We start from the raw sequence: 12,834 nt of genomic DNA, 5'->3' as shown, positions 1-12,834 counted from the left end.
TGCCGCACCGGATAGCTAAGCCTAACCGTCCTTTTTTGATCCCGGCCACCGCCCTATGGTGGGGCAATGACAACTTTCACGGAACTCCTCGAAGCCCAAATCGGTAACGAATTCAATGCCTCGCAGCAGTACGTGGCCATGGCAGTGTTTTTCGACGGCGAAGACCTCCCGCAGCTGGCCCGGCACTTCTATGCTCAGTCGGTTGAGGAACGCAACCACGCCATGATGCTGGTGCAGTACATGCTGGACCGGGACATGCCCGTGCGGATCCCCGGCGTCGCCGCGGTGCGCAACGACTTTGCCACCGTGGTGGAACCGATCCAGCTGGCTCTGGAGCAGGAGCGCCAGGTCACCCGCCAGATTGAGGCTCTCTTCGCCGCCGCACGTGCGGAGGGCGATGCCCTGGGAGAGCAGTTCATGCTCTGGTTCCTCAAGGAGCAGGTGGAGGAAGTCGCCTCCATGTCCACCCTCCTCACGGTGGCCAAGCGCGCCGACAACCTCTTCGACCTGGAGAATTTCATGGCACGGGAACAGGTTGGCGACGGCGGCGGAAGCGACGCCGGCGCTCCCGAGGCTGCCGGCGGAGCCCTCTGACCGATACATTCCCGGGGACCGGAAGCAACAGGGAGACCAAATGACAGAGACGGCGAAGAAGAACATCCCTCTGCCCGGCGTGCACCGCGGCTGGTATCTGGCCTCCGGGTTCTTGGTGGGCCTGGTGGCAGCCACGGGCTCGCTGGCCTGGTCCACGATCCCGCAGAGCCTGCCCATGCACTGGGACGGCGCCGGGAATGTGGACCGCTATGCGGAGAAGTCCTTCTGGACCGTGTTCACCGGGCCCCTGATTTGCCTCGGACTGCTCCTGTTCCTCTATGCAACCGCCCTGATTATCCGGCGTTTTCCGCTCAACAATTCCGCCCCGTACGGCGTGGACGAGCAGGTGCACCAGCGGGCCGGCATGGACTCAACATTGTATTTCCTGGCACTGAGCGCGTTTGCGTTATCCCTGCTGATTGGCTGGATGACTCTGCGCAGCTGGTTCCTGCCCCCGGAAGCGTCGGATCTCCTGCTCGTACTCCCCACACTGGCTTTCCTGGGTGTGGTGGCCGTGGCCGGGCTGCTCGCCTGGCGACGCTACGGCCGTCTGGTAGCCGCCCTCTCCGCCGAGGACTGAGCTATAGACTAAAGGGGTGACTATCCCAACCCCGTATGAAGACCTGCTCCGCGACGTGATGGCCCACGGAACGCAAAAATCCGACCGCACCGGCACCGGAACCCGCAGTGTCTTTGGCCGCCAGATGCGCTTTGACCTCAGTGATTCCTTCCCGCTGATCACCACCAAGCGGGTGCACTTCAAGTCGGTGGCCCTCGAACTCCTGTGGTTCCTGCGCGGCGATTCCAACGTCCGCTGGCTGCAGGAGCGCGGCGTCAGCATCTGGAACGAGTGGGCGGACGACGACGGCGAACTGGGCCCGGTCTACGGTGTCCAGTGGCGCTCCTGGCCGGCCCCGGACGGCGGACAGATTGACCAGATCGCCAAGGTGGTTGAAAGCATCCGCACCAACCCGGACTCCCGCCGGCACATCGTCACGGCCTGGAACCCGGCCGAAGTGGACAACATGGCCCTGCCGCCGTGCCACGCGATGTTCCAGTTCTACGTGGCCGACGGGAAACTGTCCTGCCAGCTGTACCAGCGCTCGGCCGATCTGTTCCTCGGCGTCCCCTTCAACATTGCCTCCTACGCACTTTTGACGCTCATGGTGGCGCAGCAGACCGGCCTCCAGCCCGGCGAATTTGTCTGGACAGGCGGCGACGTCCATATCTACGACAACCATGTGGACCAGGTCCGCGAACAGCTCAGCCGCGCACCCTTCCCGTATCCGCAGCTGCGCCTGGCCCGGACGCCTGACTCGATCTTCGATTACGTCCTGGAGGATTTTGAGGTCCTGGACTACCGCCACCACCCCGGCATCAAAGCTCCGATTGCAGTCTGAAAGGCGTTCCCTTGAATGAACCCGCCGGCATCCGCTATTTCGCCACAAGCGGTGGAGATGCTTCTCCTGAGGGCATGGACCTGTTGGCGGCATTGTCAGCGGCCAATCCCCTGGGGATGCCGCAGCCGCTGGTAGGCATGATCTGGGCCCAAACCGTGGACGGCGTCATCGGCCGGGACGGAGGAATGCCGTGGCACCTGCCCGAAGACCTGGCACATTTCAAGAACACCACGGCCGGACACCCGGTCATCATGGGCCGGCGCACCTGGGAGTCCTTTCCCGCCGCCTACCGGCCGCTGCCCGGCCGCACCAACATTGTGGTGAGCTCCAGCAAAACGCTGGCGGACGAGATTTCCCCGGCCGGCGCCGTCGTGGTTCCCACGCTGGAACAGGCACTGGACACCGCCCGGCACAGCCCCGGCGGCAGCGAACAGATCTGGATTGTCGGCGGTGCCCAGATGTACGAGGCAGCTGCTCCCCTGGCGGACGCCGCCGTAGTGACGGTCATTGATGCGAGCACCGAGGGCGACACCTACGCTCCGCATCTCGGCCCCGACTGGGGGTTCACTGCGGTGAGCCCCGCCGAAGGCTGGCACACGGGAACCAACGGCACCTGCTACCGGATAGCCCTCTGGTCCCGGGTCCGGGATACGGACAGCGGCGTCACCAACCACCACGGCAGCGCGGCCCTGCCCTAAACTGAAACCATGACTTTCGCAGCTACCCCTGTACCCACCGCGGGCTTCATCGGCTGGCGGGGCATGGTCGGTTCCGTCCTCATGCAGCGCATGCAGGATGAAGGCGACTTTGACCTGATCAACCCCGTGTTCTTCTCCACCTCCAACGCCGGGGGCGCCGCGCCGTCCTTCGCTTCGGGTGCAGGAGAGCTCCAGAATGCCTACGACATTGAGACGCTGGCCAAACTGCCGATCATCGTCACTGCCCAGGGCGGCGGTTACACCTCGGAGGTCTATCCCAAACTGCGCGACGCCGGCTGGAACGGGCTATGGATCGACGCCGCGTCCACACTGCGGATGGAGCAGGACTCCATCATCGTCCTGGACCCGGTGAACCGGGACGTCATCGACGCCGGGCTGGCCCACGGGGTGAAGAATTTCGTGGGCGGCAACTGCACCGTCTCCTGCATGCTCATGGGGCTGGGCGGATTGTTCCGCAACGGCCTGGTGGAATGGGGCACCTCCATGACCTATCAGGCTGCCTCCGGCGGCGGTGCCCGGCACATGCGTGAGCTGCTCAATCAGTTCGGCTCGCTGAACTCCGTGGTTGCGGACCAGCTTGCCGACCCGGCCTCCGCCATCCTGGACATCGACCGCGCGGTGCTGGCCCAGCAGAAGAACCCCGCCATGGACTCCTCACAGTTCGGCGTGCCGCTGGCCGGTTCGGTGATCCCCTGGATCGACGCAGACCTGGGCAACGGGCAGTCTAAGGAAGAGTGGAAAGCCGGTGCCGAAACCAACAAGATCCTGGGCCGGGACACGGCCGGACGAATTCCGTTTGACGGTCTCTGCGTCCGCATCGGCGCCATGCGCTCACATTCACAGGCGCTGACCCTCAAACTCACCGAAGACCTTACAGTGGCGGAGATTGAGCGGATCATCGACGCCGACAACGAGTGGGCCAAGGTGGTGCCCAACACCAAGGAAGCCTCCATGGCGGAGCTGACCCCGGTGGCCGTCAGCGGAACCCTGGACATTCCGGTGGGCCGGATCCGGAAACTGGAAATGGGTCCGGAGTACATCAGCGCCTTCACCATCGGCGACCAGCTGCTCTGGGGCGCAGCCGAACCGCTGCGGCGTATGCTGCGGATTGCCACCGGCAACCTCTAACCCTGCCAGCCCGGTCCGAACCCGGCTGCAGCCAGCGGATCCGTTCCCTGCGGGACGGGTCCGCTTTTGCGTGCGCTGAGTGTCAGCGGCAGGTGGGAAGGTGGCGCTATGGACAAGTTCACCGTGGAAGAAATCCTCCGCACCTTCTTCACCCTCAGCGCCGAGGGCAAACAAACAGCCACCGCAGCGCGGTACGCCAGGGTTCTGGCACAGCTGCGGCTGTACCTGGAAACAGACGGCTGGATATACCTGACCCCGGACCGTGCCGTCCTGCTGGAACTGGAACGCAGCTTCAACCCGGAGAACGCCTTCGCGCGGATTTTCGACGCCGAGGACCTGCTCTATACGCTGCACGGCTTCCTGGACCCGCAGTGGCTGCTGCCCGGACTGCAGGACCGGCGAACCCAGGTGAGCCTGACGTCCCGGCTGGTGCAGTGGCTGTGCAGCCGGGCACTGGTGGACCGGTCGTGGCACGGCGGACAGGTGCGCGAAGTCCTGGCCGCCGCCCAAATCATGCGCCGGAACCGCGGCGGGGAAGCCTGATTACAGCGAGCAGTTGATGAGCAGCGGCTCCGGGTGCAGCCGAAGGCCAAAGGCTTCGTCCACGCCGTCTGCCACGGCCCGCGCCACAGCCAGCAGGTCCTCGGCCGAGGCGTTGCCGCGGTTGGTTACTGCAAGGGTGTGCTTGGTGGACAGGGAAGCCCGGCCGCCGGCCAGTTCGGCCCCCTGGCCGGTCTCCGGCAGGCCGAAGCCCTTGGGGAAACCGGAACGGTCAATGAGCCAGGCGGCGCTGAGTTTGACCATTCCGGGCTGTTCCACCGGGTAGCGCGGCGCCTCGGGCGGCAGATGCGCGGCCTCCTCCTCGGAAACCACCGGGTTCGTGAAGAAGGAGCCGGTGCTCCAGGTGTCCGGATCCTCGGGGTCAAGCACCATGCCCTTGCCGGCGCGCAGCCGCAGCACCTCGCGGCGGACGTCTTCGGCAGCGGCCCGCTCCCCCGCCTCCACGCCGAGTGCCCGGGCCAGCTCGGCGTAGCGCACGGGCGCACTTTCCATGCCCCGGGTCAGGCCAAAGTCCACGGTCAGGACCACGTACCGCGGTGAACCGTTCACTGTGGCGCGTTTCAGCACCGAGTCCCGGTACCCGAACTGCAGCTCTTCATTGGTGAACTGCACTACGGTACGGGTTTCCCGGTCCCAGGCGCGGACGCCGGTAATGCTTTGCGAAACATCCGCGCCGTAGGCTCCCACGTTCTGCACCGGCGTCGCACCGGCCAGGCCCGGAATGCCGGAGAGCGCCTCGAGGCCGGAGCAGCCCCGGCGCAGTGTTTCCGCCACCAGCTCATCCCAGGGGTGACCGGCCTGCGCACGGACGGTGACCGTGTTTTTGTCCTCGGTGAATTCCAAGCCGCGGGTGGCAACGTGGACCACCGCGCCGTCGAACCCGGCGTCGGAGATCAGCAGATTGGAACCGCCGCCCACAATCAGCAGCGGTTCCTTCGCCTCATCGGCGGCACGGACCGCACCGATGAGTTCGTCCTCGGTTTCGGCGTTGATGTAGCGGCGGGCGGGCCCGCCCACGCGGGAGGTGGTCAGGGAGGCCAGGGGCAAAGAGGTCAGCGCACTCACCAGATCCGCACAACCGCCTGTGCCTTGACCAGCACCTTCTGGCCGTTGAACGTGACGGTGAGGTCCACGCGTGCGGTGGAATTGTCAGCGTCGAGCGCTCCAATTACTCCGGTGACTTCGACGACGGCGCCGGCCTCGCCGTCAACATCCTCCACCGGAACCGGCCGGGTGAAACGCGTCTGGTAGTCGATCACGGCACCCGGATCGCCGATCCAGTCGGTCACCAGCTGCACAGCGGCGCCCATGGTGAACATGCCGTGGGCGATGACGCCGGGCAGGTCCACGCTGCGGGCAAAGCGCTCGTTCCAGTGGATGGGGTTGAAGTCTCCGGACGCTCCCGCGTAACGGACCAGATCGGCGCGGGAAATCTCCAGCGTGGCCGAGCCTATTTCCTGTCCGGCGGCGAGTTCGCTTAATGCAATCGACACGGCGTTACTGCCCTTCTCCGCGGACGAGGATGGATGACACGGCAGTGGCGACCTTTTCGCCCTCCGTGGTGGAGATTTCCGAGCGGGTGGTGAGCAGGGCGCCGTCGCCCATGGCCCGGACGGAATCCACATGAAGTTCTGCAATCAGCTCATCCCCGGCGACAATCGGCCGGTGATGCGTGAAGCGCTGGTCTGCGTGGACCACGCGGGTGAAGTCGATGCCGGCCTCCGGGTCGGAGATCAGCTGCGCATCGGCGCGCTGGGCCACGATGACGGCAAAGGTGGGCGGAGCCACCAGGTCCGAGTACCCCAGCTGCGCGGCCTCCGCTACGTCATAGTGCGCGGCATGGCCGGCTTTGACGGAGCGGGCAAACTCACGGATTTTCTCGCGGCCCACTTGATAGGGCTCACTGGCGGGATAGCTGCGCCCCTGCAGTTCAGGATTGATGCTCATTTGGTTCCCTTCATCCGGCGCCGGGCGTCCCGGGCTCGAACCACCATACCGCTCAGGTGCAGGCACATGCCCACCACAATCACGGGCGCGGCGATGTACATCAGCAGCGGGGAATCTCCGATCGCACCGAAAACGACCATCAGCACGCCGGCTCCGGAAACCACCAGGGCGGATACAACCAGCTTGCGATACAGGGCGGAACCGGTTTCCCACGGGGTGTTTAGCATGCCCCCAGAATACAGGCGGGGCACCTCCTGCCGCGAAACGGGGGTCCGGGGCCGGGAGCCTTCCTGACCCTAAAAGAGCGCAGTCTGCAGGGCGGGAAGCCGTGCCTGATAGGCGCCGAGGTTCAGCCGGCGACCCTTCAGCCGGGCCAGATCGGCAAGGAGCGGTGTGTCCGAACCTTCCACCGTCACCAGTGCCGCTGCTCCCACCATGGCTTCAATGACCATGGCGTGCTCGCCGCTGCCCGGGTCCAGCGGATAGGCAACAGCTCCGGCCGCGTCCAGCACCACCCGGGCCTGGGCCGGACGCTCCCAGGTTTCAGCCACCACGCTGAATCCGCGGATGCCCGCCCCGGCCAGCAGTTCCCGGACCTTCGCCGCGTGCAGGGAGTTGGTCCGGTCCAGGAATTCCTCCGCCAGCGGCCGCGCCAGGGCAGCGGCCTTGGTGCCGGCACGCACCGCCTGCACCAGTCCCGCTTCAGCTGTGACCAGGTCTTCCAGGATGCGCACCACCCGCCCGTCGTCTGCGCGGGCCACGTAGCGCGCGGCCACCGCGCCCTGTTCCACGAGGCGCAGGCGTTTCCTTCCGGCTGCAGCGGTCCCCACCTTGCTCGTGCCGTCCGCAAAGGTGGCAACGTACAGCCAGTGCGGCTGCTCGAGGTACAGCTGAAGTCCCGGCGACGCGATTCCGGACCGGTGGACGTTATGCACCAGCCGCCAGTCGTCGCGGGCGAAGCATGGCCCGCACTGATAGCCGCGTTCTGCCGCCGAATGCTCAGGGCAGGGCTGGGCGATGCGGGTGTGCCGGTCCTGCACCTTCACCGACCCCAGGCAGTGCCGCAGCGCGCCGTCCTCGCCGGGAAGAACCCGGTAGGACAGGACGGTCCCGGCGTTGAGCCTCATCTGCAAGGACACGCCAACAGGCGAGCGCAGCGCAAGGTACGGACCGTCGTCGTCCCACGAAACTCCGGCGCTCAGATACCGGCCGGGGGCAGTCGTCACGGGTGAGTCTCCAGAGAAAAAGGGAACAGGGCGCAAAGCGAAGGGCGGGGAGACGCCTGCGCGTCTCCCCGCCCCATTATCCCGCTTGACCGGTTAGGCGTGCTGTCCCTCGTGCTCGCCCTCGGCAATTTCCTCCAGCAGCTTGTCGTTGAAGGCCGGCAAATCATCCGGGTTGCGGCTGGTCACCAGGCCCTGGTCCACCACCACTTCCTCGTCGCTCCAGTTGGCGCCGGCGTTCTTGAGGTCCGTGGCCAGCGTGTGGTAGGAGGTCAGGTCACGGCCCTTAACGACGCCGGCCTCGATCAGCAGCCACGGTCCGTGGCAGATGGATGCCACCGGCTTGTGCGCTTCGAAGAACGCCCGCGTGAAAGCCTGGGCGTCCTTGTCCACGCGCAGGAAGTCAGCGTTGACCACGCCGCCGGGGAGGACCAGGGCATCGAAATCATCGGCGTTGGCGTCTGCCACGGCCAGGTCAACGGTAAACGTCTCGCCCTTGTCCATGCCGTCGAAGCCCTGGACCGTGCCGCTGGACGGTGAGACCAGGGTGGGCACGCCGCCTGCGGCTTTCACGGCCTCCCAGGGGCTGGTGAGCTCGATCTGTTCCACACCGTCGGTGAGGAGAAAAGCGACCTTCTTGCCGGAAATATCATGTTCAGACATGTTGCCTCCGTTTCGCAGACTTCTAGGGGCGGTATGTATCCGCCTGGAATCGAACGATTCCGTTGCCCCCACCCTAGGAAAGACCGGCGACAATAAGCAAGCTGACTAAATGCCCCTTAGCTGGCAGACAGGCCCTCGGCGACTGCGGCGGCAGCTGCCAGCCAGGCCCGCTGGGTGGCCGGACGCAGCGAACCGTAGCGGATCTGGCCCTTGCGCAGCGCCGCATCGTAGGGAATGGTCACCGTGGCCCGGGCCAGCGGTTCGAAGCCGCGGGCAACGCCGCGGACCTGGGCATCGGTTCCGTTACGGTCCGACTGGCTGACGATGACGACGGCGTTGGTGGCGAGTTCGGCGAACATTCCGCCGCGCTCCTGGAGGGCTTCGAGCAGGAGGGCTCCGGCCTCGGCGTGTTCCTCAACCGTGGTGGTGGCAATGACGAGCTGATCGGTGTGGTGGATCATCCGCAGCCAGCGCTCTGCGCTTTCATCGTTGCCCGAGTCCACCAGGTTGAGCCGGAAGTACTTCGAGGCCACCTCATGCAGGGCGTCGAAGTCCGCCATGGTGATCTTCTGTTCGGAGGCCAGGACGTCGGGCTTGGAGCGCAGGACGTCAAACTTGTCCTCCGTCTGGTGATGCACAAAGCGGGCCAGCAGGGCGGACTGGGCCGACGGCGACAGCAGGTTGCCGGTGTTCGGCAGCAGGTCCATGACGGTGGAGTCATGCGGCCCCTGCTCGGTGCGCCAGCCCAGGGTTCCGCGGGTTTCGTTGTTGTCCCAGGCCAGGACCGGACCCCCGCCGTTGCGGGCGAATACGGCCGCCAGCATGACGGTGGTGGGTGTCTTGTTGGCGCCGCCCTTGCCGTTGACCACGGAGATGGTCCTTGGACCGGGCCAATGCTGGCTGACTGCCCGGATGTCACGGCGCTCGGCCTGCTCGGACTCGGACGGGGACATCCGGATCCCCATGCTGCTCAGCAGTCCGCGGAAGCCGCGGGTGGCCGGAATGCGGGCAGTCTGGGTGTCCAGGAAGGAGGCCCGGCGCCGGGCGGTGGCACGTGTTTCCGGTTCCCCGGCGATGACACTGCTCCAGTCCGGGGCATCGGGCTGTTCGGCGGCGAGCCCGGTCTCCGCGGCATACCCGGCTTCGTCCTCCCAAACCAAAGACGGGTTGTCCTGCCGGAGGGATTCCGCGAAGCCGGCAGGCGGCTGGACAGGCGGAACGGGAGCGGACACCGCCGCGGTGCGGCCCTCGATCCCCCGCCGGCTGCGCCGGCTCATCGCAGGAAGATTGGCGGCTTCCCGCCCCTCAGAGCCTTGGGTGAAATGGTCTTGGGCAGCGGGGTATTCGGGACTGGGCTCGCGCATGTCTTCGTCTTTCGTTCCGGGCTGTGTGGTGGGCTGAACACGGGGTGCGGACAGCTCATATACCGCTGCTGCACCCCCGATTCCGCTCCCCCCGGCGAATGTAAAGGCCTTTCCACCCTACAGAAGGCCCCCGCGGCTCACAGAACCGGGCCGCGTCCGGCCTACTTCCCGCTCACGAAGGCCCCTGCTGCCACGCGTCCCAACCGAATGAGGGGATCGTCAACCGGCGACGTCCGTTTCGTCCAAGGCCACCCGCGGTGGAGCCATCCGGAAACCGCGAGTTAAGACGACGAGATAGAGCACTCCCGCTCCCGCCCAGGCCAGACCCAGCATCATGGCAGAACCGGAGAGACTGAACCAAAGCCAAACAGTGAGGACGAACCCGATACCGGGCACAACACCGTATTTCAGCACGAGGACCGGCCGGCGCATCCCACCATCGACAAGGAAATACTTGATCGCCCCCAGATTGACGAGTGAGAAAGCGAAAAGTGCGCCGAAGCTGACTACGGCGGCTACCGTTTCCAGATCAACGACGAGGGCCAGCAGCGAGATCATTGAAACGACAAGAATTGCTCCGACCGGGGTCCGGAACTTGATATTGATCTGGCCGAAGACCCGACGGGGCAACACCCCGTCTCTGCCCATTGCGAACAGGATTCGGGACACGCTTGCCTGGGACGCCATGGCTGAGGCCGTGGCTCCCGCTACATAAGCCGCCAAGAAGAATGCGGTGAGTAGCTGTCCGCCGATTCCTTCCATAATTTCGATTGCCGCGGCATCTGGATCTGTGAACGACTGCCAGTCGGGATGCACCAGATGGCTGACCCATGAAACCAAGATAAAGACCGCCCCACCGAACAATGTGGTCAAGATAATGGCCCGCGGAACTGTGCGCAGGGGATCTCGTGCTTCTTCAGACATTGTCGAAACGGCATCGAATCCCAAGAAGGACAGGCAGAGGATTGCTGCCCCGGCCATGATCAGCTCCGGGGACATGGAAACTGAAAACATCGGTTCGATGAGAGAAGCGCCGGAAGGAACCTTTGCCAGTGCCAGCGCTACAAAAACAACCACAAAGACTGCCTGCGCGCCGACCAGCACAAGGTTGGCGCTGCGTACCACAGTGAGTCCCACCACGTTGAGAACGGTTACCAGCACGATAGCGGCGGACGTGAACACCCATAGGGGGATGGCGGGGAACTGAGCGTTGAGATAGATCCCGATCAGCAGGTAGTTGATTAGCGGCAGCAGCAAGTAGTCCAACATCAAAGTCCAGCCGGTAATGAAACCCAGATGCCCTCCGAAAATCCGCTGGGTGAAGCTGTATGCGGATCCGGCCGAGGGGACCACTTTGACAAGGAAGGCGTAGCTAAAGGCCGTGAACATCATCGCTGCCAAGGTCACGGCGTAGGCGGCTGGCAAGTGGCCCTCGGTCAGGGTGGTCACTAATCCATAGGTAGTGAAGATGGTCATCGGCACCATGTAGGCCAGGCCAAACAGCACCAGAGAGGTCGTTCCCATGACGCGTTTCAGTGCCGGCTGGCTCTCCTGTGCCAAAGGTGAAGCGGTGTTCGGGCCCGGGACCCGGGACGTGCTGGACTGTGGATTCATGATGGCTCCTTGGGAGAGATTCTGCGCAGACGCTACGTGGCGCTGTCCAGACCTCACAAGAGATCTTTCGCCGAAAACTGGGTCTGGCCTAGGACGTTTCATCCATAAGCGTTGGAACGGCCGCGGATAGACTGCCGGTTCTAAGGCAGCGCAGGCTGTCAGCGCCGAAAGGATCATCAATGCATGACGTCATAATTGTTGGAGCTGGGCTCTCCGGCCTTACGGCAGCCCGCCAGCTTACAAATGCGGGAATGGATGTTCTGGTTTTGGAGGCGCGGGACCGCGTAGGTGGAAGGAACGAAGGTGGGCACCTCAGCGATGGCACTCCGGTGGAGTTGGGTGGCCAGTGGGTCGGGCCGACGCAGGACGCAGTTCTAACACTTATTCGTGAACTCGGGCTGGAAACCTTTCAGGTCTACAACGATGGCCGTTCCATGTTGCGTCTTGACCGGGAACTGCACTACGCCGAGGACGATACGTTCGGTCTGCCCCGCTCATCAGTGACTGCATTCCGCCGCGTGCTTGCCCAGATAGAATCGCTGGCCCAATCCATAGATTTGGCTGATCCGGGACAGACTCCCGACGCAGCCGCCCTCGACCGCGTTACCGCCGACGCGTGGATTCGGGAACAAACCGCTGACCCGGTGGTCCGACGGTTCTACGACACGATGTTGGCCACAATATTCGCCGCCGACACTGATGAATTCTCACTCCTGCATCTGCTGTTTTATATAAAATCCGGCGGCGGCTTGGGACGATTGATGGCAACGTTAGATGGAGCCCAGGACTCTAGGGTTGCGGGGGGTACACACAGAATCTCGGAAGAGATGGCCGCAGCTCTGGGCGCACGGGTGCAGTTGAAATCACCGGTGCGTCGAATACGCTGCCGAGAATCGGTAGTCGATGTCGAATTCGATGGGGGAAGCGCTTCGGCGCGCCGCCTCATCGTGGCTTTGCCACCCGTCTTGGCCGGACGGCTGGTTTACGATCCGCCCATGCCAGCCAACCGAGACAGCCTCACTCAGCAAATGCCTGCCGGGACGGTTATCAAATTCCAAGTCGGTTACGCGCGGCCCTTCTGGCGCGAGACTGGCCTCAATGGTGCAGTGTTGAACTTGGACACGTCTGTCGGTCTTGTATACGACAATTGTGTTCCCGGCACTTCGCGGGGTGTGCTGGTGGCCTTCATCGAAGGTGCGCATGCCCGCCATGCCAACGAACTGACATCAGTACAGCGACGGAACCTCGTTCTGTCCGAACTGGAACAGTTCTTCGGCCCTGAGGCCGCGCAGCCTACTGACTTCCTGGAACGGAACTGGAGTGAGGAAGAGTTCACGCGCGGCTGCTACGGTGGGCGGCTCGGAACCGGTCTATGGACCCGCCTAGGAAAGTCTTTGCGCGAACCGGTTGGGCTGATTCATTGGGCAGGCGCCGAAACGTCAGAGATCTGGAACGGTTATATGGACGGCGCCGTGCGCTCCGGGCAGCGAACTGCAACAGAAGTCCTTGCAGCACTTGCTACGGCCGACTCCGCTATCTGAAAGGAGCAACGGCGCCCGGGCCTGCCCCGCGTAGACAACGGGCCGGCCCGGCGATAGCCCCTTGGAGTGCAAGGGGCCTC

15 protein-coding genes are annotated in these 12,834 nt (G+C 64.4%); 7 read left to right on the top strand and 8 right to left on the bottom strand.

Going from position 1 to position 12,834, the window contains the following annotated elements; translation table 11 throughout:
• Window positions 1-66: 66 nt before the first annotated feature.
• The 6 genes from CXQ89_RS04380 to CXQ89_RS04355 all read left to right on the top strand — a co-directional run bounded on the left by CXQ89_RS04380 (window position 67) and on the right by CXQ89_RS04355 (window position 4,384).
• A complete protein-coding gene (locus CXQ89_RS04380) occupies window positions 67-594 on the top strand; it encodes a ferritin (RefSeq protein WP_104052788.1) in 528 nt (175 codons plus the stop codon).
• Between the two features lie 40 nt (window positions 595-634).
• Window positions 635-1,174 (top strand): DUF1648 domain-containing protein, encoded by a 540-nt coding sequence (locus tag CXQ89_RS04375; RefSeq protein ID WP_104052790.1) that lies wholly within the window; start codon window positions 635-637, stop codon window positions 1,172-1,174.
• A gap of 16 nt (window positions 1,175-1,190) precedes the next feature.
• Window positions 1,191-1,994, top strand: coding sequence for a thymidylate synthase (locus tag CXQ89_RS04370; RefSeq protein ID WP_104052792.1), 804 nt, complete (start codon window positions 1,191-1,193; stop codon window positions 1,992-1,994).
• Between the two features lie 11 nt (window positions 1,995-2,005).
• Entirely contained in the window at window positions 2,006-2,692 is a 687-nt protein-coding gene (locus tag CXQ89_RS04365) for a dihydrofolate reductase (protein WP_258059859.1), read from the top strand.
• A gap of 9 nt (window positions 2,693-2,701) precedes the next feature.
• A complete protein-coding gene (gene asd, locus CXQ89_RS04360; RefSeq protein ID WP_104052794.1) occupies window positions 2,702-3,841 on the top strand; it encodes an aspartate-semialdehyde dehydrogenase in 1,140 nt (379 codons plus the stop codon).
• 108 nt (window positions 3,842-3,949) lie between these two features.
• Window positions 3,950-4,384 (top strand): hypothetical protein, encoded by a 435-nt coding sequence (locus CXQ89_RS04355; RefSeq protein ID WP_104160413.1) that lies wholly within the window; start codon window positions 3,950-3,952, stop codon window positions 4,382-4,384.
• On the opposite strand, the gene CXQ89_RS04350 is transcribed toward CXQ89_RS04355, so the two are convergent.
• The 8 genes from CXQ89_RS04350 to CXQ89_RS04315 all read right to left on the bottom strand — a co-directional run bounded on the left by CXQ89_RS04350 (window position 4,385) and on the right by CXQ89_RS04315 (window position 11,213).
• Window positions 4,385-5,458: a UDP-N-acetylmuramate dehydrogenase gene (locus CXQ89_RS04350; RefSeq protein WP_104160692.1), complete on the bottom strand. Its 1,074-nt coding sequence runs from the start codon at window positions 5,456-5,458 to the stop codon at window positions 4,385-4,387. It abuts the gene before it with no gap.
• A 5-nt stretch (window positions 5,459-5,463) separates the two neighbouring features.
• On the bottom strand, window positions 5,464-5,895 hold the full coding sequence (locus CXQ89_RS04345) for a MaoC family dehydratase (protein ID WP_104052797.1): 432 nt from the start codon (window positions 5,893-5,895) through the stop codon (window positions 5,464-5,466).
• Between the two features lie 4 nt (window positions 5,896-5,899).
• The gene (locus CXQ89_RS04340; protein WP_104052799.1) at window positions 5,900-6,349 is read right to left on the bottom strand and encodes a MaoC family dehydratase N-terminal domain-containing protein; all 450 of its coding nucleotides are present in this window, start codon (window positions 6,347-6,349) and stop codon (window positions 5,900-5,902) included.
• A complete protein-coding gene (locus CXQ89_RS04335; protein ID WP_104052801.1) occupies window positions 6,346-6,576 on the bottom strand; it encodes a hypothetical protein in 231 nt (76 codons plus the stop codon). The genes CXQ89_RS04340 and CXQ89_RS04335 overlap by 4 nt, the downstream gene beginning before the upstream one ends.
• 69 nt (window positions 6,577-6,645) lie before the next feature.
• Window positions 6,646-7,575, bottom strand: a complete 930-nt coding sequence (locus CXQ89_RS04330) for a DUF2797 domain-containing protein (RefSeq protein WP_104160412.1) — start codon at window positions 7,573-7,575, stop codon at window positions 6,646-6,648.
• 93 nt (window positions 7,576-7,668) lie between these two features.
• Complete coding sequence (locus CXQ89_RS04325) at window positions 7,669-8,235, bottom strand: type 1 glutamine amidotransferase domain-containing protein (protein ID WP_104160411.1); 567 nt, start codon at window positions 8,233-8,235, stop codon at window positions 7,669-7,671.
• A gap of 116 nt (window positions 8,236-8,351) precedes the next feature.
• Complete coding sequence (locus CXQ89_RS04320; protein WP_181032222.1) at window positions 8,352-9,599, bottom strand: ParA family protein; 1,248 nt, start codon at window positions 9,597-9,599, stop codon at window positions 8,352-8,354.
• 219 nt (window positions 9,600-9,818) lie between these two features.
• A complete protein-coding gene (locus CXQ89_RS04315; RefSeq protein WP_104160410.1) occupies window positions 9,819-11,213 on the bottom strand; it encodes an APC family permease in 1,395 nt (464 codons plus the stop codon).
• Between the two features lie 179 nt (window positions 11,214-11,392).
• Here CXQ89_RS04315 and CXQ89_RS04310 point away from each other — a divergent pair, with 179 nt between their 5' ends.
• Window positions 11,393-12,754 (top strand): flavin monoamine oxidase family protein, encoded by a 1,362-nt coding sequence (locus CXQ89_RS04310; RefSeq protein WP_104160409.1) that lies wholly within the window; start codon window positions 11,393-11,395, stop codon window positions 12,752-12,754.
• Window positions 12,755-12,834 lie beyond the last annotated feature (80 nt).

Origin of the sequence: Arthrobacter sp. ZGTC212 (assembly GCF_002929255.1) — a bacterium.
Lineage (GTDB): Bacteria > Actinomycetota > Actinomycetes > Actinomycetales > Micrococcaceae > Arthrobacter_B > Arthrobacter_B sunyaminii.
Note: the sequence above shows the minus strand (reverse complement) of the source record. Positions and strands in the feature narration are given on the sequence as shown.

What these genes read in the sequence shown, in the direction of transcription:
- CXQ89_RS04380 (WP_104052788.1), top strand. Translation starts at nt 67, where the DNA reads ATGACAACTTTCACGGAACTCCTCGAAGCCCAAATCGGTAACGAATTC.
- CXQ89_RS04375 (WP_104052790.1), top strand. Translation starts at nt 635, where the DNA reads ATGACAGAGACGGCGAAGAAGAACATCCCTCTGCCCGGCGTGCACCGC.
- asd (WP_104052794.1), top strand. Translation starts at nt 2,702, where the DNA reads ATGACTTTCGCAGCTACCCCTGTACCCACCGCGGGCTTCATCGGCTGG.
- CXQ89_RS04355 (WP_104160413.1), top strand. Translation starts at nt 3,950, where the DNA reads ATGGACAAGTTCACCGTGGAAGAAATCCTCCGCACCTTCTTCACCCTC.
- CXQ89_RS04340 (WP_104052799.1), bottom strand. Translation starts at nt 6,349, where the DNA reads ATGAGCATCAATCCTGAACTGCAGGGGCGCAGCTATCCCGCCAGTGAG.
- CXQ89_RS04335 (WP_104052801.1), bottom strand. Translation starts at nt 6,576, where the DNA reads ATGCTAAACACCCCGTGGGAAACCGGTTCCGCCCTGTATCGCAAGCTG.
- CXQ89_RS04325 (WP_104160411.1), bottom strand. Translation starts at nt 8,235, where the DNA reads ATGTCTGAACATGATATTTCCGGCAAGAAGGTCGCTTTTCTCCTCACC.
- CXQ89_RS04320 (WP_181032222.1), bottom strand. Translation starts at nt 9,599, where the DNA reads ATGCGCGAGCCCAGTCCCGAATACCCCGCTGCCCAAGACCATTTCACC.
- CXQ89_RS04315 (WP_104160410.1), bottom strand. Translation starts at nt 11,213, where the DNA reads ATGAATCCACAGTCCAGCACGTCCCGGGTCCCGGGCCCGAACACCGCT.
- CXQ89_RS04310 (WP_104160409.1), top strand. Translation starts at nt 11,393, where the DNA reads ATGCATGACGTCATAATTGTTGGAGCTGGGCTCTCCGGCCTTACGGCA.